General features: G+C 62.8%; 17 protein-coding genes. 7 read left to right on the top strand and 10 right to left on the bottom strand.

Annotation, left to right across the window (positions count from 1 at the left end):
- Positions 1-362 precede the first annotated feature (362 nt).
- Positions 363-902, top strand: a complete 540-nt coding sequence (locus EOA86_RS02255; RefSeq protein ID WP_128340583.1) for a GNAT family N-acetyltransferase — start codon at positions 363-365, stop codon at positions 900-902.
- A gap of 82 nt (positions 903-984) precedes the next feature.
- Here the strand turns inward: EOA86_RS02255 and EOA86_RS02250 are convergent, their stop codons facing one another.
- Entirely contained in the window at positions 985-1725 is a 741-nt protein-coding gene (locus EOA86_RS02250) for an IclR family transcriptional regulator (RefSeq protein ID WP_128340585.1), read from the bottom strand.
- A gap of 204 nt (positions 1726-1929) precedes the next feature.
- Between EOA86_RS02250 and EOA86_RS02245 the strand changes: the two genes are divergently transcribed.
- The 5 genes from EOA86_RS02245 (at position 1930) to EOA86_RS02225 (ending at position 7167) form a co-directional block, all read left to right on the top strand.
- Entirely contained in the window at positions 1930-2907 is a 978-nt protein-coding gene (locus EOA86_RS02245) for a tripartite tricarboxylate transporter substrate-binding protein (RefSeq protein ID WP_127208653.1), read from the top strand.
- 130 nt (positions 2908-3037) lie between these two features.
- Positions 3038-3574 carry a tripartite tricarboxylate transporter TctB family protein gene (locus EOA86_RS02240; protein WP_128340582.1) on the top strand — a complete coding sequence of 179 codons (537 nt, stop codon included), beginning with the start codon at positions 3038-3040 and terminating at the stop codon, positions 3572-3574.
- Between the two features lie 4 nt (positions 3575-3578).
- Positions 3579-5102, top strand: a complete 1524-nt coding sequence (locus EOA86_RS02235) for a tripartite tricarboxylate transporter permease (RefSeq protein WP_128340581.1) — start codon at positions 3579-3581, stop codon at positions 5100-5102.
- A gap of 15 nt (positions 5103-5117) precedes the next feature.
- Positions 5118-6302, top strand: a complete 1185-nt coding sequence (locus EOA86_RS02230; RefSeq protein ID WP_128340580.1) for a CoA transferase — start codon at positions 5118-5120, stop codon at positions 6300-6302.
- 13 nt (positions 6303-6315) lie between these two features.
- A complete protein-coding gene (locus EOA86_RS02225; RefSeq protein ID WP_029348141.1) occupies positions 6316-7167 on the top strand; it encodes a citryl-CoA lyase in 852 nt (283 codons plus the stop codon).
- Here the strand turns inward: EOA86_RS02225 and EOA86_RS02220 are convergent.
- Both EOA86_RS02220 and EOA86_RS02215 read right to left on the bottom strand, forming a co-directional pair.
- Positions 7143-7652 carry an NUDIX hydrolase gene (locus tag EOA86_RS02220; RefSeq protein ID WP_128340579.1) on the bottom strand — a complete coding sequence of 170 codons (510 nt, stop codon included), beginning with the start codon at positions 7650-7652 and terminating at the stop codon, positions 7143-7145. The two genes, EOA86_RS02225 and EOA86_RS02220, sit on opposite strands and share 25 nt — an antisense overlap.
- A gap of 133 nt (positions 7653-7785) precedes the next feature.
- Positions 7786-8052: a hypothetical protein gene (locus EOA86_RS02215; protein WP_245497086.1), complete on the bottom strand. Its 267-nt coding sequence runs from the start codon at positions 8050-8052 to the stop codon at positions 7786-7788.
- Between EOA86_RS02215 and EOA86_RS39880 the strand changes: the two genes are divergently transcribed.
- Entirely contained in the window at positions 8051-8368 is a 318-nt protein-coding gene (locus EOA86_RS39880; RefSeq protein ID WP_245497085.1) for a hypothetical protein, read from the top strand. The two genes, EOA86_RS02215 and EOA86_RS39880, sit on opposite strands and share 2 nt — an antisense overlap.
- Positions 8369-8490: 122 nt before the next feature.
- Here EOA86_RS39880 and EOA86_RS02205 read toward each other — a convergent pair whose 3' ends face one another.
- Genes EOA86_RS02205 through EOA86_RS02175 form a run of 7 tightly spaced genes read right to left on the bottom strand, consistent with a single transcriptional unit; the run spans position 8491 to position 16680 of the window.
- A complete protein-coding gene (locus tag EOA86_RS02205; protein ID WP_128340577.1) occupies positions 8491-9183 on the bottom strand; it encodes a response regulator transcription factor in 693 nt (230 codons plus the stop codon).
- Positions 9180-11897, bottom strand: a complete 2718-nt coding sequence (locus EOA86_RS02200; RefSeq protein WP_128340584.1) for a sensor histidine kinase KdpD — start codon at positions 11895-11897, stop codon at positions 9180-9182. Before EOA86_RS02200 ends, EOA86_RS02205 begins: the two co-directional genes overlap by 4 nt.
- A gap of 52 nt (positions 11898-11949) precedes the next feature.
- Positions 11950-12519: a potassium-transporting ATPase subunit KdpC gene (kdpC, locus tag EOA86_RS02195; RefSeq protein ID WP_095520231.1), complete on the bottom strand. Its 570-nt coding sequence runs from the start codon at positions 12517-12519 to the stop codon at positions 11950-11952.
- 12 nt (positions 12520-12531) lie between these two features.
- On the bottom strand, positions 12532-14625 hold the full coding sequence (gene kdpB / locus EOA86_RS02190) for a potassium-transporting ATPase subunit KdpB (protein WP_128340576.1): 2094 nt from the start codon (positions 14623-14625) through the stop codon (positions 12532-12534).
- Positions 14622-14828, bottom strand: coding sequence for a hypothetical protein (locus EOA86_RS02185; protein ID WP_128340575.1), 207 nt, complete (start codon positions 14826-14828; stop codon positions 14622-14624). The genes kdpB and EOA86_RS02185 overlap by 4 nt, the downstream gene beginning before the upstream one ends.
- 25 nt (positions 14829-14853) lie before the next feature.
- Complete coding sequence (kdpA, locus tag EOA86_RS02180) at positions 14854-16557, bottom strand: potassium-transporting ATPase subunit KdpA (RefSeq protein ID WP_128340574.1); 1704 nt, start codon at positions 16555-16557, stop codon at positions 14854-14856.
- Between the two features lie 33 nt (positions 16558-16590).
- Positions 16591-16680: a K(+)-transporting ATPase subunit F gene (locus EOA86_RS02175; protein ID WP_036266998.1), complete on the bottom strand. Its 90-nt coding sequence runs from the start codon at positions 16678-16680 to the stop codon at positions 16591-16593.
- Positions 16681-17013 lie beyond the last annotated feature (333 nt).

Below are 17013 nucleotides of genomic sequence, written 5' to 3'. Positions count from 1 at the left end.
ATGCCGACAAGCCGCCGGAGCGTCGCGGCGGGCAGATCGCCGCGGATCAGGACAAATTCGGGGCCGATGATGCCCGCCAGCGAAAACACCAGCAGATGATGAAAGATGGCAAGCAGAAGATCGGTGGTATCCATGCCCTTTTCCCTCCGTCGGACGGTACAGCGGACGCTGAATCAGCTGCTGGTAAAAGTAGCACCGCTGGGCAGGATTCACATTGGACTGGAAGATGATCTGCACAGGCTTTGGCTCTTGTCTGGTGCAGGCAATTTGGATCTCTGTCGCATATCGCTGTCCCCCAAACCGCCGAGCACTGGGCGACATGCATCTAAGCACACAGGCAAAATGCAACCGAGGGATGACACATGGGTAATCCACAGGCGCTCGTCGCTCCCGTCATCGAAACGCGGCGCACCGTGCTGCGGCCGCACCACCTCGATGATTTTGATGCCTATGTCGCGATGTGGGCCGATCCGGCCGTCACCCGCTTCATCGGCGGCAAGCCGCGCACGCGCGAGGAAAGCTGGATGCGCTTCCTGCGTCATGCCGGCCTGTGGTCGCTGCTGGGCTATGGCTTTTGGGCGATCGAGGACAAGGCGACCGGCCGCTTCATTGGCGAAGCCGGCTTTCACGATCTGAAGCGCAACATCGTGCCGTCGATCGAAGGCGTTCCGGAAGCTGGTTGGGCGCTGGTCCCGAGCGCCCACGGCCAAGGCTTCGCCAGCGAAGTCGTCGGACGGGTTCTCGCCTGGGGCGACGAGGCATTCGGGCGCGCAAGGACTGTCTGCATCATCGATCCGGAAAACACCGCTTCGCTGAGCGTCGCGGCCAAATGCGGCTACAGCGAAGTGTTGCGGACCACCTATCACGACGATGCGACGATCCTGCTGGAACGGCAGCCTTGAGGGTTGCGGTCTGTCATCCTGTGGTTCTGATCGGGCCGAATCGAGGCTTTCTAGGCCTGCCGCTTCAGCACCGGCCTTCCGCTTAGGCTTTTATGGCCGCCTGTTCGAGCATCGAGGCGTCTTCGCCGAAAGCGCGGGTGGCGCGCGCGGCCGCCTCGATCAGCGGATTTTTCATGCGCTGAAGAAAAGCCTCGTCGACGCGCGTGCTCGGGCCTGACAGCGTCAACGCACCGATCAAGGTGTGCCCCGGCCCGAACACTGGTGCCGAAACGCCCGCCGTCTCGGGGTCGCGATCGCCGACCGACAAACAATGGTAGGTTTTGCGGATCGTCTCGTAAGGCTCGCCCTGCTGACCGGAAAACGCCGCAAGGACGCGGCCGCCCGTACCGGCCAGCAGGGGCAGCACGTCACCTTCCCGTATGGTGTAGCGGATGGGATGCTTGGACTCGACACGATAGAGGCAGGTGCGCACGTCGCCCGAGCGGACATAGAAAGCGACGCTTTCCCAGCTTCGCTCGGCCAGATCGCGCATGATCGGCAGCAGGATGTCGATCGCCACGACCGAACGCTGGTATAGGGCACCCAGCCGGAAGGTGGCAGGGCCGATACGGTAGCGGCCGTCGTCGAGACGCTCCAGCAGCTGTCCGCGCAATAATGAGTTCGCCAGCCTCAGGATCGTGCTCTTGTAGAGGCCGGTTCGCGCCGCGATTTCGGCCAGGCTGAGCGACCGGTCGGCGGTAGCGAAAGCATCGAGGATGGCGATCGCACGGTCTAGCGCGGCAACACCGTTGGTCGACGCAGGCTTGGATTGTGTTACGGTCATCTGCTTGATCACGTCGTTCCGTTCCCGGTTGGACAGAAGGGCCGATCGGAGCAACTATGCCGCGTGCAGACAGTTCTGTCCAGTAGAATGCCGTTCCTGTTGACAGAACAAGACAAAGGCTGCATGAATTTTTGTCGAGCGGGTCTGGATTCAGGCTACGGTGCTGGCAGGCACCAGAGGAGGTGTCGTGATTGGAGGAATCCCATGCTGAACAGACGCAGATTTTTAATGAGCACCGCCGCTGCCGGCGCCGCCGGTTTCGCAGCGTTACATCTCTCGCCCGCTTTTGCGCAGGATGCGCCGCAGCTCCAGATCTTCGTGCCGGCAGCGCCCGGCGGCGGCTGGGATCAGACGGCGCGGACGATGGACCAGGTGCTGCGCAGTGAGAAGCTGATCTCCGGTTCGCAGATCACCAATGTCGGCGGCGCCGGCGGCACGGTCGGCCTGCCGCAATTCATCAGCCAGTGGAACGGCAAGGGCAATTCGCTGATGGTCGCCGGCATGGTCATGGTTGGCGCCATTATCGCCAACAAATCGGCCAACAATCTCACCGAAGTCACGCCGATCGCCCGCCTCACCGGCGAATTCGAGGCGCTTGTGGTGCCGGCGGCCTCGCCGTTCAAGACAGCAGCAGATTTCGTCGCCGCCCTCAAGGCCGATCCGACCAAGGTTCCGGTGGCTGGCGGTTCGGCCGGCGGCTCGGACCACATATTGTTCGGCCTTATCGCGAAGACGGCCGGTGTTCCGGCGGCCAATCTCTCCTACGTGCCGTTCGCCGGCGGCGGCGAGGCACTGTCGGCGCTTCTCGGCAACCAGGTCGCGGCCGGCATCTCCGGCTATGGCGAGTTCTCCGAACAGGTCAAGGCAGGCGCGCTTCGGCTGCTTGCCATTTCTGCGGACAAGCGCCAGGAAGGCATCGACGCACCGACGCTGAAGGAAGCCGGCATCGATGTCGAATTGTTCAACTGGCGCGGCGTCTTCGCACCGCCGGGCGTTTCCGACGCCGACAAGGCGGCAATGATCACGCTGGTCGAGACCATGGCCAAAAGCGATGCCTGGGCCACCGAATGCAAAAACCGCAACTGGACACAAATCCTGCTCACCGGCGACGACTATGCCAAATTTCTCGCCGAAGACACGGCCCGGATCGCAGCCATCCTCAAGGACCTCGGCCTTGCCTGATGTCCTCGGAAAGGGGCGGTCTGCACTGCCCCTTTCCGATCTTCGCCAGCCGCATGGACATACGATCCGGCGCGAGTGAAACTGCGGTGAGGTCGGCTGTGGGAGACCGGCCTATCCAGGGAGGACGATCATGAGCACCAGCGACCAGCAGGCGGCGCGGCCGCGCCTTGCCGTGCCCGAATTGCTGATCGGCATCGGGCTTCTCGCCTGCGCCGGCGCAGTAGCCTGGCAGACGCTGTCGATTCCGGTGTCGCCGCTCTACTCCAAGGTCGGCCCGACCGTCTTCCCCTACATCACCATGATCGGCATGACGATCCTATCCCTCCTGCTGATCGTCGCCGCCCTGCGGGGCGGCTGGCAGCCGGAAGAAGAAAAGGAAACGCCGACCGACTGGAAGGCGATGGGCATCGTCGCCGTCGGACTGGTCGCGAACCTTGTTCTGATCCAGCCGCTTGGCTTCACCGCAGCCTCGGTGATCATGTTCGTTCTCATCTGCCACGGGTTTGGCAGCAGACATCCGCTGCGTGACGTGCTGCTCGGCCTGATCCTGGCGCTTGCCGCCTATTTCGGCTTCGCCAGGGCGCTCGGCGTCAATATCGGCGCCGGCTTCATCGAGAACCAGCTGAACACCGGTCTCGATTCGATTATCGGTATGTTGAGAGGCTGAAGCCATGGAAACGCTCAGCCATCTCGCGCACGGATTTTCGGTCGCTTTTACGCCGGTCAATCTCATGTGGTGCCTGCTCGGCACGACACTGGGGACCGCGATCGGCGTGCTGCCCGGCCTCGGACCGGCGCTGACCATCGCGCTGCTTTTGCCGATCACCTATCAGGTGGCGCCGGAAGCGTCCTTCATCCTGTTTGCCGGCATCTATTACGGCGCCATGTATGGCGGTTCGACGACATCGATCCTGCTCAACACGCCGGGCGAAAGTGCAACCATCGTCACTGCGCTGGAAGGCAACAGGATGGCCCGTTCCGGCCGCGGCGGCGCGGCACTCGCCACTTCGGCGATCGGCTCGTTCGTCGCCGGCACACTCGGCACGCTGGGTGTCGCTTTCCTTGCCCCGGTCGTGGTCAAATTCGCGCTGTCTTTCGGCCCGGCCGAATATTTTTCGCTGATGGTGCTGGCATTCATCACGGTTTCGGCGGTGCTCGGCTCGTCGTCGGTACGCGGCCTGACCAGCCTGTTCATCGGCTTCGTCATCGGCATGATCGGCGTCGACCTGCAGACCGGGCAGCCGCGTTTCACCTTCGGCATGAGCCAACTGCTCGACGGCGTCGACGTGATCGTCGTCGCCGTCGGCCTCTTTGCGGTCGGCGAGACGTTCTACATGGCCTCGCGCCGCTATGCCGGCAAGGACGAGATCGTGCCGCTGAAGGGCTCGCTCTACATGACGGCGGTCGAATGGGCACGCTCGTGGAAGGCTTGGCTGCGCGGCGCCTTGCTCGGCTTCCCGATCGGCGCCCTGCCGGCCGGCGGCGCCGAGATCCCGACCTTCCTGTCCTATGCTATCGAGAAGAAGCTCTCCAAACACAAGGAGGAGTTCGGCACGACCGGCGCCATCGAAGGCGTTGCCGGGCCGGAAGCCGCCAACAATGCATCGGCCGCCGGCGTGCTGGTGCCGATGCTGACGCTCGGCCTGCCGACTTCGGCGACGGCCGCGATCATGCTGTCGGCCTTCCAGAGCTATGGCATCAACCCCGGGCCGATGCTGTTCATGACGCAGGCCAATCTGGTCTGGGGGCTGATCGCCAGCCTGTTCATCGCCAATGTCATTCTCGTGATCCTCAACCTGCCGCTGATCGGGTTGTGGGTGCGGCTGCTGAAAATCCCGGCGCCGCAGCTCTATGCCGGCATCCTGGTGTTCGCCACGGTCGGCACCTACGGTATTTCGCAGTCGCCGACCGACCTCGTCATCCTCTATCTGCTCGGCGGGGCCGGATTCCTGATGCGGCGCTTCGATTTTCCGACGGCGCCGGTCATCATCGGCATGATCCTGTGGCCACTCGCCGAGACCCAGTTCCGCCGGGCAATGACCATCTCGAACGGCGACTGGTCGGTGTTCTATACGCATCCGCTGTCGCTGACGCTGCTGACGTTGGCGTTCATCGGGCTGATCGGGCCGCATATCTGGGCCTACATCGAGCACAGGCGCACGCGAGGACCCGAGCATGTGCCGGGCGATGCCTGATCTGTTTGTGAGATCATGACCGATCTGCTGTCCGGTATCCGCGTCCTCGACCTGACCAATGTTCTGGCTGGCCCTTACTGCGCCTATCAGCTGGCGCTGCTCGGGGGTGACGTGATCAAGGTCGAGGCGCCGCAAGGCGGCGACCTGGCGCGCCAGCTCGGCGGCTCGCCGGAACTCAACAGTGCCGGAATGGGCGCTTCGTTCCTGGCGCAGAACGCCGGCAAACGATCGGTGGTGCTCGATCTCAAGCAAGAGGCCGGTCGCGAACGCTTTCTCGATCTGGTCGCCTCCGCCGACGCGCTGGTCGAGAATTTCCGCCCGGGCGTGATGGACCGGCTGGGGCTTGGCTTTGCGAGGCTGAAGGAGGTCCGCCCCAGCCTTATCTATTGCGCGATTTCGGGCTTCGGCCAGACCGGGCCGATGCGCGACAATCCTGCCTACGACCAGATCATCCAGGGCCTTTCAGGCATCATGAGCATCACCGGCACACCGGAGACCGCGCCGCTGCGTGTCGGTTATCCGGTCGCCGACACGCTGGGCGGGCTGGTCGGGGCGTTCGCCATCGCCGCGGCACTCGTGAAGCAGAAGACGACAGGCGAGGGCGCCTTCCTCGACGTGTCGATGCTCGAATGCACGCTTTCCGCGCTGGGCTGGCCGGTCTCCAACTACCTGACGGCTGACGTCGAGCCGCAGCCGATGGGAAATGAGAACATGACGGCTGCACCTTCCGGGACATTTCGCACCGGCGACGGTCTGCTCAACATCGCCGCCAACAAACAGGAGCAGTTCGTGGCGCTCTGCCGGCTGGTCGGGCTGCCGGAGCTGGCGTCAGACCCGCGCTTTGCCGAGCGCGAGACGCGCAAGCGCAACCGCATCGCCCTGAAGGCACTGATCGAGGATGCCCTGGCGAACAGCTCGGCCGCAGCCTGGGAGGAGACGCTCAATCGCGCAGGCGTGCCGGCGGGCAGGGTGCTGACGATCCCGCAAGTGCTGGCCGAGCAGCAAGTGATCGAGCGCGAGATGACCACCCGTTTCGATGGCATGCCGAATATCGACCGGCCGCTGACTGTCGTGCGCGGCGGGTTCATGGTCGATGGTGCGGCACCCTTGCCGACCAAGCCGCCGCCGGCGCTGGGCGAGCATATGGACGAGGTGTTTGCCGGTCTGCCGCCGCGCGTCAAGAAAAGGGCGCAGGGATGAGCGACGCGAGGACATGAGCAACGTTGGGAAAAAAACCGGCCGCGAGCGCGGCGAGGAATGGTGGCAGACCGATATCATCGAAATGCGCCCTGGCGTGATCCGGCTGCGCGGCTATGAGATCCAGGACCTGATCGGCCGCGTCAGCTTTCCGGCGATGATCTGGCTGATGCTGCGCGGCGAACTGCCTGGTAAGGAGCAGGCGGCGCTGCTCGGCATCGCGCTCGGTGCCGCCGTCGACCACGGGCCGCAGGCGCCGTCAATCGCCATTGCCCGCATGGCGGCTACCTGCGGCGTCGGCATCAACAGCGCCATGGCCTCAGCCATAAATGTGCTTGGCGACGTGCATGGCGGCGCTGGCGAGCAGGCGCTGGCCTTCTACGGCGACATCGCCGCGGCACTGGACGCAGGAGTGACGCTTGCCGATGCCGTCGCGGCGCGGCTCGATCGTATCTTCGCCGAGGAAAAATCCTATGTGCCGGGGCTCGGGCACCGCTTCCACCCGGTCGATCCGCGGGCGCCGCGCCTCATCGAGCTGACCCGCGATTTTGCCGCGCGCGGCATCATCAGTGGACGTTTCGCCGATATCGCCGAGGCTGTTGAGGCCGATGTCACGCGGCGCAAGGGCAAGAAGATCCCGCTCAACATCGACGGCGCCACTGCCGTCATCTATGGCGAGCTCGGCTTTCCGCCGCCGCTGACACGCGGCCTTTTCGTGCTCTCGCGCTCGGTCGGCATATTGGCGCATGCGTGGGAACAGTCGCAACAGAGCGACCGCAACAAGGGACCACTGCCGCGCGAATGGCTGTGGGCCTATACCGGCACGCCGGTGCGGCCTTTTACTCAGGGAGATGGCGACTCCAAATGAGGCCTTGGTTCAGCTTCGCCAGCGGGCGCTGGATGGGGAACTTTCAAGTTCTTCAGCAGCGTTGAAAGATCGGGCTCGTCGATAAGCGCTGCTGCGTCTGTCAGCGTCAGCCATGCTCGATGCCGCCTTTTGGCTTCCTGCCAATTGGCCAGCTCCTCCGTCACCGCCAGCAGGTAGACGATGACGTCGACGCGGACGAAGCGGTTTGTCAGCCGCTTCCAGTAGGAATAGGTGCCGGCCGGCTGCTTCAGCGTCTTGCCGAGGACGCCGGCTTCCTCCTGCGCTTCGATGGTGGCTGCCTTGCGCCCACTCTTGCCCTTCATCGGCCAGCCCTTGGGCACGATAAAGCGCATTGTCGATATCGAGGTGACCAGCATCACCTCGACGTTGCCATGCTCGCTCAGCCGAAAAGGAATCGCCGCGACCTGACGGATCCGCTCGCCCTTCCTCGCCTTGCGTACAACCTTCTTCTTGGTGGCTGCCATTCCCGAGATCCAATCAGGGCAGTGCCCAAGCACAAAGGCACGTTGCGAAAATCAAAACCGCCTTTGATGCTACTTCAAGTGGAGCGGTATTCAAGGCTATAAGCCGGCTAAATAAATGAAAAGCGTCGGCTCATCAGCGGCAGGTGCTGATAAAGCGGCTGCCCGACCGCCGCAACTGGCACGTAGGCCTCATCTGCTGAATATCAGGCCGTTGCGGCGCGACCTCGCGATCCTGGGCACGGAACTGCTGTTGCTGCTGCTGGTATCGCTGCCGCCGCAGCCTGTTCTCCAGCATCTGCAATTCGTTTTGCAGGACCAGCGCGTTGCGGTTGGCGGGAGTGACGATCTGCGCGGAGACAGCCGCGTCCGACAGCATCGCTGTTGCCAGCATTGCCGACATGAAGATCGTCGATGGGCGAAGGGGCGACATCCATTCATTCCCGCACCAAACTGGAGCCTCCAATCATATAGGGCATTTGCCCGGTGATGCCATGGCTAAAGCCTCGCGGGGCGGAATTGGCGGGTTGAGTTACCGGAAATCAAAAGCCGGCCGACCCATGCGTGCCGGGCAAGGGGATAAATCTCGAGATCGGCGACAAGAATTTGAGGGCATCCTGCAGCTCAGCACTTGTCAGGCCGCCGGTTGCCTGGTGCCCGTGGCATTCAACGCGAAAATCACGCCGCTGCTCAAGGCCGCCACCATTTTTGAGAATTAATGCGGTCGCGCTCGATACAGGCTAGCCGATCAGCTTTCCCATCTTATTGGCCGGCTCCAGCGGCGCGCTTTCTCGAACCGCGGAACTCTCGGCCGATTGAGCGTTGTCCACCAGGATTATATTCAATCCACTTCGCGCAGACGATATCCGACGCCGGTTTCGGTGGTGATGTAACGCGGCTGGTCGGGCGTTTTCTCGATCTTTTGCCTGAGCTGCCGCACATAGACCCTGAGATACTGCACGTCGGTCGAATCGCCCCAGACCTGCCTCAAAAGAAACTGGTGGGTGAGAACCTTGCCGGCGTGCTGCACGAGGATGCGCAGGATGTCGTACTCCTTCGGCGAGAGCTTTATCTCCCTGCCCTCGATCGTGACGATGCGCTTCACCAGATCGACCGTGAGATCGCCGGTGTGGAAGACCGGCTTCTCACCCTGCTGCTGGAACTTGTGGCGGAGCGCCACGCGGACGCGCGCGACAAGCTCGTTCATGCCGAACGGCTTGATGACATAGTCGTCGGCGCCGAGCTCAAGTGCCGAGACGATGCCGGTCTCGTCGGTGCGGCTGGAGAGGATGACCACGGGAACATCCATGCCGTCATCCCGCCATTTGCGCAGCAATTCGTGGCCGCCCATGCCGGGCAGGCCGAGATCGAGCAGGATCAGGTCCGGCCTTTCCGTCTCCATGAGTTCGATCGCCGCCTTGGCGTTCGGCGCCTCGCTGATTGCATAGCCCTGGCTGCCAAGGCCGACGCGGAGCAGCTTGCGGATCGGCGGTTCGTCATCGACGACCAATATCCTGACGTCCAGGTTCGTCATGGCAGGTCATCCATGTCGGGTTCGTTCACATGTTGGTCTGCCGGTACCGGCATCCTGATGGTGAAAACCGCACCCGAGCGATCGGTCCTGTTGACCGCCGAAATCGTGCCGCCCATCGCCTCGATGAAGCCGCGGCAGATCGAGAGCCCGAGCCCGGTGCCGGCACGGACCTGATCGCCCTTGCGCACCCGGTGGAACGTGTCGAAAATGCGCTCCAGGTCCGCTGGCGGAATGCCTGGCCCCTCGTCCATGATCTGCACGATGACGGAACCATTGTCGGCCCAGCCCTGCAGGCGGATCGTCGAAGCTGGCGGCGCGTATTTAGCGGCATTGTCGAGGAGGTTGAACAGCGCCTGCTCGAACAGGACGGGATCGACCCTCAACATCGGCAAATCCGTGGGAATGTCCATTTCGGTCTTGTGTTCGCCGATGATTTTTCTGGCTCGATGCAAGGCGGTGCCGACAATATCGCCGACATAGTGGAATGCGTAGTTCGGCTCCATCGCACCGGATTCGATCTTGGTCATGTCGAGCAAATTGGCGATGAAGCGGTTCAGCCGTTCCGATTCGTCGAGCACGGTCGACAGCAGGTCCGCCCGGTCCGCTTCGGGAAGCGCCGGCGCAAATTCCCGCAAGGTACCGGCGGCGCCCATGATGGCGGCCAGCGGAGTTTTCAGATCATGGGAAATCGAGGTCAGCAGCGCCGAGCGCAGGCGGTCCGCCTCGGCCTCGAGCTTGGCCCGGTCGACGTCGGCAACAAGCTGGATGCGTTCGATGGCGACTGCCGCCTGATCGGCGAGGGCGTCGAGGAGGCGCTTCTGTTCGGGAGTCAGCAGCGGGCCTTGCTTGTCGTTGTCGAGGCCGACGACGCCGACAGCGGTGCGCCCGGTCCGCAGCGGAAGATATAGGCGTTTTGCCCCGGGAAGCGTATCGGCGCCACGGCCCGCAGCGCGATCGTGCTCCCAGGCCCAACGGGCGGCTGCGATGTCTGCCTCGGCCAGCGTGTCGTCAGGCGGATAGCCGGCCTTGACGGTGATCGAACCATTCTCCGGCAAAAGCAGCACCACGCGCAGCTTCAGCATCGAGGCAATCTGGAAGGCTGTGGCCCACAGTACGTCGTCCAGCGTGCCGGCGCCGGCGAGCTTCTTTGAGAAGAGATACATATCTTCCGTGGCGCGTGCCCGTGATCGGGCGGCGACCGCCTGCCGCTGCACACGCGCCGTCAGATTGCTGGCAATGACCGCAACAACCAGGAAGACAGCCAGCGCAACGATGCTCTCCGGATCGTGGATCGTCAGTGTGTAGCGTGGTTCCAGGAAGAAATAGTTGAAGGCAATGGCGCTGATGAGGCAGGCATACAAGGCCGGCCAGAGACCGCCGGTCACCGCCGACGTCAGGACCCCGATGAGAAAGATGATCGCCAGATTGCGGACATCGAGAAACTGGTGGAGAAGGAGGGCGAAGGCGAGCGAGCCAACAACATAGGCCGTGGCCTTGAGATAGGGCCAGATCTCGAATTGCCACTGCTCGTCCGCCGCCCTGACGGTCCTCGACGTCGCCTCGGCGTTGCGTTCGTTTCCCGAAATGACATGGACGCTGATGTCGCCGGCATTACGGATGAGATCATAAGTGAGCGAGCCTTCGATCAATTCCCGCCAGCGCGATCGGGTCGGCCTGCCGATCACGATATGGGTGAAGTTGTTCGCGGTCGCATGGCGAACGATGTCCTGCGCAACGTTCTGACCTGGAATGGTCGTTACCTCGGCGCCGAGCTGCTCGGCAAGGCGCAGCAGCGTCGCCAGCCGATCCTTGTCCTCCTCCGACATCGCGGCTGAACGAGGGGTATCGACATGAAGCGCCGTCCAGGGGGCGCGGAGCCGGTCGGCCAACCTCCGCGCATAGCGGACACGGGCCGCCCCGCCCGGACGAGCATCGACGCAGACGAGAACCCTTTCCCCCGCCGCCCAGGGTCCGGGTATGGCGTGGGCCTGCATGTGGGTCAGCAACTGCTCGTCGACGCGCTGGGCGGTGCGGCGGAGCGCCAGTTCCCTGAGCGCCGTCAAATTGCCCGGCGAGAAATAGTTCTCGATGGCGCGCTGGGCGGTGCTGGGGATATAAACCTTGCCCTCCTCGAGCCGCTTGATCAGGTCGTCGGGAGTGAGATCGATGATCTCGATGTCGTCGGCTTGGTCGATGACGGAGTCTGGAACCGTCTCGCGCACTCTGACGCGCGTGATCTGCGCCACGACATCGTTCAGGCTTTCGACATGCTGGATGTTGAGCGTCGTGTAGACGTCGATACTGTGCGTTAGGATTTCCTGAACGTCGAGATAGCGCTTGGGATGGCGGCTGCCCGGCGCGTTGGTATGGGCGAGCTCGTCGACGAGGACCAGCGCTGGACGCCGGGCAAGGATGGCGTCGAGATCCATTTCCTCGAGGATGCGCCCCTTGTAGCCGACCTGGCGACGGGGAAGCACCTCATAGCCGTCGACCAACACCTGGGTTTCTTTCCGCCCGTGCGTCTCGACGACGCCGATCACCACGTCCACCCCGTCGGCCAATCTTGCACGGCCCGACATCAGCATTTCATAAGTCTTGCCGACACCGGGTGCTGCGCCCAGGAATATCCGCAGACGACCGCGCGCCTCCCGCTCCGCATGGTCAAGCAGCGCGTCAGGTGAGGGTCTGGTTTCGTTGCGGCTGTCGTCCGGCATCATAATCGATCATGAATGGCGCCGGGGATGGTGTCGATCCCCGGCCCACCATTCATTGCTTTGTGGCCTCGTCCAGCGCCAGATTGAGCGCCAGCACATTGACCACCGGCTCTCCCATGAAGCCGAGCTCGCGGTCCTCAATATGGCTGTCGACAAGGGACTTGACCCTGGCTTCATCGACGTCCCTGGCCCTGGCCACCCTGGCGACCTGGAAATAGGCGGCTTCGGGGCTGATATGCGGATCGAGGCCGCTGCCTGAAGTCGTGACCAGATCCACCGGCACCGGCTGGTCCGGATTTTCCACGTTCAGCCTGTCGGCATCGCTCTTGATGCGGTCGATCAGCTTGGGGTTGGTCGGCCCGAGATTCGAACCGCTCGAAGCGGCGGCGTTGTAGCCGTCGCCGGCTGCCGACGGGCGGCCACGGAAATAGCGCTCGCTGGCAAAGGCCTGGCCGATCAGTTCGGAGCCGACGATCTTGCCGTCCTTCTCAATCAGGCTGCCGTTGGCCTGGCGCGGGAACAGGGCTTGGGCGATGCCGGTCATGCCGATCGGATAGATCAGGCCGGTAAGGATGGTGAAGAAAACGATCATGGTGATCGCGGGTCTGATTTGCTTGAGCATGGACTTAATTCCTTATGCGAGGCCAAGCGCGGTGATGGCCATATCGATCGCCTTGATGCCGACGAAGGGGACAATGATGCCGCCGAGGCCGTAGACAAGAAGGTTGCGGCTGAGCAGCGCGCCCGCGCCAATCGCGCGATATTTGACGCCTCTCAGCGACAGCGGGATCAGCGCGATGATGATCAGCGCGTTGAAGATGATGGCCGAGAGAATGGCGCTCTGCGGCGTTGCGAGATGCATGATGTTAAGCGCCTGCAACGGACCGGCGGTTTGCCCCGGCGCGATGTAGAAGACGGCGAATATGGCCGGGATGATGGCAAAATACTTGGCGACGTCGTTGGCGATGGAAAAGGTCGTCAGCGATCCGCGCGTCATCAGCAGCGCCTTGCCGATTTCTACGATCTCGATCAGCTTGGTCGGATCGCTGTCGAGGTCGACCATATTGCCGGCTTCGCGTGCGGCGACCGTGCCGGTGTTCATGGCAACGCCGACATCGGCCTGCGCAAGGGCGGGCGCATCATTGGTGCCGTCGCCGCACATGGCGACGAGCTTGCCTTTGGCCTGTTCGTCGCGGATGAGCTTCAGCTTGTCCTCGGGGGTCGCCTGGGCAAGGAAATCGTCGACGCCGGCCTCCGCCGCGATCGCCGCCGCCGTCATGGGATTGTCGCCGGTGATCATCACCGTGCGGATCCCTATCTTGCGCAGTTCGGCGAAGCGTTCCCTGATGCCGCCTTTGACGATGTCCTTGAGATGGACGACGCCGAGAAGGCGTCCGTCGCGCTCGACCGCCAGCGGCGTGCCGCCGGATTTGGCGATGTCGTCGGCGATCGCCTGAAGGTCGCGGACGGTGTCGCTGCTGGGGCGCGTACCATGCGTGGCGACGGTCGACCGATTGACGTGGGCGAGCACTGAATCGACCGCGCCCTTGCGAACCGACGAGCCATCGATGTCGACGCCGCTCATGCGGGTTTGCGCGGCGAAGGGCACGAAAGCGGCATGCAGTGTTGCCATGTCGCGGGCACGGATGGCGTATTTCTCCTTCGCCAGCACGACGATCGAGCGGCCTTCCGGCGTTTCATCGGCAAGCGAGGCCAACTGTGCAGCGTCGGCCAGCTCCTGCTCGGTGACGCCCTTGACCGGGCGGAATGCCGTCGCCTGGCGGTTGCCGAGCGTGATCGTGCCGGTCTTGTCGAGCAGCAGCGTGTCGACGTCGCCAGCCGCCTCGACGGCGCGGCCCGACATCGCCAGCACGTTGAATCGCACCAGGCGATCCATGCCGGCGATGCCGATGGCCGAAAGCAGCGCCCCGATCGTCGTCGGGATCAACGTGACGAACAGGGCGACCAGGACGGTGACCGAAATGTAGCCGCCCGAATAGGAGGCGAAACTCGGGATCGTCGCCGTCGCCAGCACGAAGATCAGCGTCATGCCGACGAGCAGGATGTTGAGCGCGATCTCGTTGGGCGTCTTCTGGCGCTCGGCGCCTTCGACCAGCGAGATCATGCGGTCGAGGAACGTATGGCCGGAGGCCGCGGTGATGCGCACGCGGATCCAGTCGGACAGAACCTGCGTGCCGCCGGTGACCGCCGAACGGTCGCCGCCGGATTCACGGATCACCGGAGCGGATTCGCCGGTGATTGCCGCCTCGTTGACCGAAGCGACGCCTTCGATCACCTCGCCGTCCGACGGAATGATGTCGCCAGCCTCGACGAGCACCACATCGCCGACCTTCAAGCTGGTGCCGGGCACCAGCTTGAACTTGGTGCGGTCGTCGCCGCTCAACAGCTTGGCCTGGGTCTCGGTGCGCGCCTTGCGCAGCGAATCGGCCTGCGCCTTGCCTCGGCCTTCGGCGACCGCTTCGGCGAAGTTGGCGAAAAGCACGGTGAACCACAGCCAGATGATGATCTGCAGCGAGAAGCCGAGATTGCCGCCACCAGTGACAAGATCCTTGACGAACAGGACTGACGTGAGCGCCGAGACTACAGCGACGACGAACATCACCGGATTGCGCATCAAGGTGCGCGGGTTCAGTTTCCTGAAAGCCCCGTCGATGGCAGGCAGCAGGACGCGGCCATCCATGATAACAGCGGATTTGGACTGGCTCATTTAGTGGCTCCAGCATCGATGTTGTTGAATGGCGCCGATCGATCGTATGCCGAACGAAGATGCCCGGAGGCCAGCAGCCAGATCACGATCATGACGGCTGCAATGCCGAAGAACGTAGACATGGTCGGGAAAGGAGGCGGGGTTGCCCCCTTCTGATCGGCTCGATATCGAATCTTGCGGCGTATGGTTTCGAACCAGGCCATGACATTGATCCAAAGTGGGGCCATTTCAGAATGTCTGCCCCTGGATGCCAGCCAGGTGCTCGACGATCGGTCCGACTGCCAGCGCCGGGAAGAAGGTGAGGCCGCCGACGATCAGAATGACGCCGACCAGCAGCCCGACGAACAGCGGCCCGTCGGTCGGGAAGGTGCCGGCGGAGGCGGGCACTGTTTTCTTGGCGACCAGCGAACCGGCGATCGCCAGAGCCGGGATGATGACCAGGAAGCGGCCCATCAGCATGCCGATTCCGAGCGTGACATTGTACCAGGTCGTGTTGCCGGTCAGGCCGCCAAAGGCCGAGCCGTTGTTGGCGGCAGCCGAGGTGTAGGCATAGAGAACCTCGGAGAAGCCGTGCGGGCCGGCATTGGCCATCGAAGCGACGCCTGTCGGCAGCACCACCGCGATGGCGGTGAAGATCAGCATCGCCAGCGGCAGGCAGAGAATGGCCAGCATTGCCATCTTGATCTCCTTGGCCTCGATCTTCTTGCCGAGATATTCGGGCGTGCGTCCGACCATCAGTCCGGCGACGAACACGGCGATCACGATGTACATCAGGATGCCGTAGAGGCCGGCGCCGACACCGCCGACAATGACCTCGCCGAGCTGCATGTTGATGATCGGGATCATGCCGCCAAGCGCGGTGAAGCTGTCATGCATCGCGTTGACCGCGCCGCAGGACGCGGCCGTGGTGATGACCGCAAACAGGGCAGACAAAGCGATGCCGAAGCGCGTTTCCTTGCCTTCCATGTTGCCGCCGTCGATGCCCAGCGCATGAACCAGCGGATTGCCTGACGCCTCAGCCCAGTAGCAGACGGCGACGCCAGCGATGAACAGGAGGCCCATCGCGGTCAAGATCGCCCAACCCTGGCGCTGGTTGCCGTTCATGCGGCCGAAGACATTGGTCAGCGCCGCACCGATCGCGAAGATCGAAACCATCTGGATCAGGTTCGAGATCGCGTTGGGATTTTCGAAAGGATGCGCGGCATTGGCGTTAAAGAAGCCGCCGCCATTGGTGCCGAGCATCTTGATGGCGATCTGCGAGGCGGCTGGCCCGACCGCGATCGTCTGCTGCGCGCCCTCCAATGTTGTGGCGTCGAGATAGGCGCTGAGCGTCTGCGGTATGCCGAGATAGACATAGACCAGCGTCAGCACGATGCAGAGCGGCAATAGCAGGTAAAGGGTGCACCGGGTCATATCCACCCAGAAATTGCCGATCGATTTGCCGGAGGCCTTGGTGAACCCGCGGATCAGCGCGATTGCGATGGCGATGCCGGTCGCCGCGGACAGGAAGTTCTGCACGGTGAGGCCGGCCATCTGCACCAGATAGGACATTGTGCTTTCGCCGCCGTAGTTCTGCCAGTTGGTGTTGGTCATGAAACTGGCGGCGGTGTTGAAGGCGAGCCCGGGTTCGACGGCGGTCATACCGGCCGGATTGTAAGGCAGGCTGCCTTGCAGCCGCTGCAGGCCGTAGAGCACCAGGAAACCGGCCAGGTTGAAGAACAGCAGGGCCGCCGCATAGGTGGTCCAGTGCTGCTCCTCACGCTCGCTGGTTCCCGAGATGCGATAAAGGCGTCGCTCGACAGGACCCAAAATCGGCGAGAGAAATGTGCGGTCGCCGCTGAAAACGCGATACATGTAGCCGCCGAGCGGCTTCACGAGCAAAAAAACGATCCCGCAATAGACGAGGATCTGTATCCATCCGTTGAAAGTCATAGGTGTAGCTTTCCGTGCCTTCGCCAGTTCCCGTTAGAAACGTTCTGGGCGAACGAGGGCGTATGTCAGGTAGGCGAGAAGGAACAAGGTCACAGCGCCACCGAGGATATAGTCGACAAGCATGTTGCGATCCTTCAGCCTAAAGACTGTCGCAGGCTTTGATGAAGGCGAAGAACAGGGTAAAAAACAAAAACCCTGTTCCGAGAACGATGATGTCCATCCCGCGTGTTCCTTATTCTTCGCTTTATTCTCGCTTCACCTGCAGACGGCAGGTCCGAATCATACGGAAGCACCCCGCCACAACGGCAGAGTGACCGAGATGTGTTTCAGGTAGAATATGGCTCGAAACACCATAAAGGTTCGAGACGTGGCGAAGAGGAAAGAAATAAAAATTCTATAGGGATTTTCCCGCCGGGATCTCAGCGCACGGCGTTTAAAGACAAGTCGTGCGCTGAG

It is taken from the genome of Mesorhizobium sp. M5C.F.Ca.IN.020.32.2.1 (assembly GCF_004023105.1).
Taxonomy (GTDB): Bacteria; Pseudomonadota; Alphaproteobacteria; order Rhizobiales; family Rhizobiaceae; genus Mesorhizobium; species Mesorhizobium wenxiniae.
The sequence above is the reverse complement of the archived record's forward strand: the minus strand, read 5'-3'. Positions and strand labels throughout refer to the sequence as shown.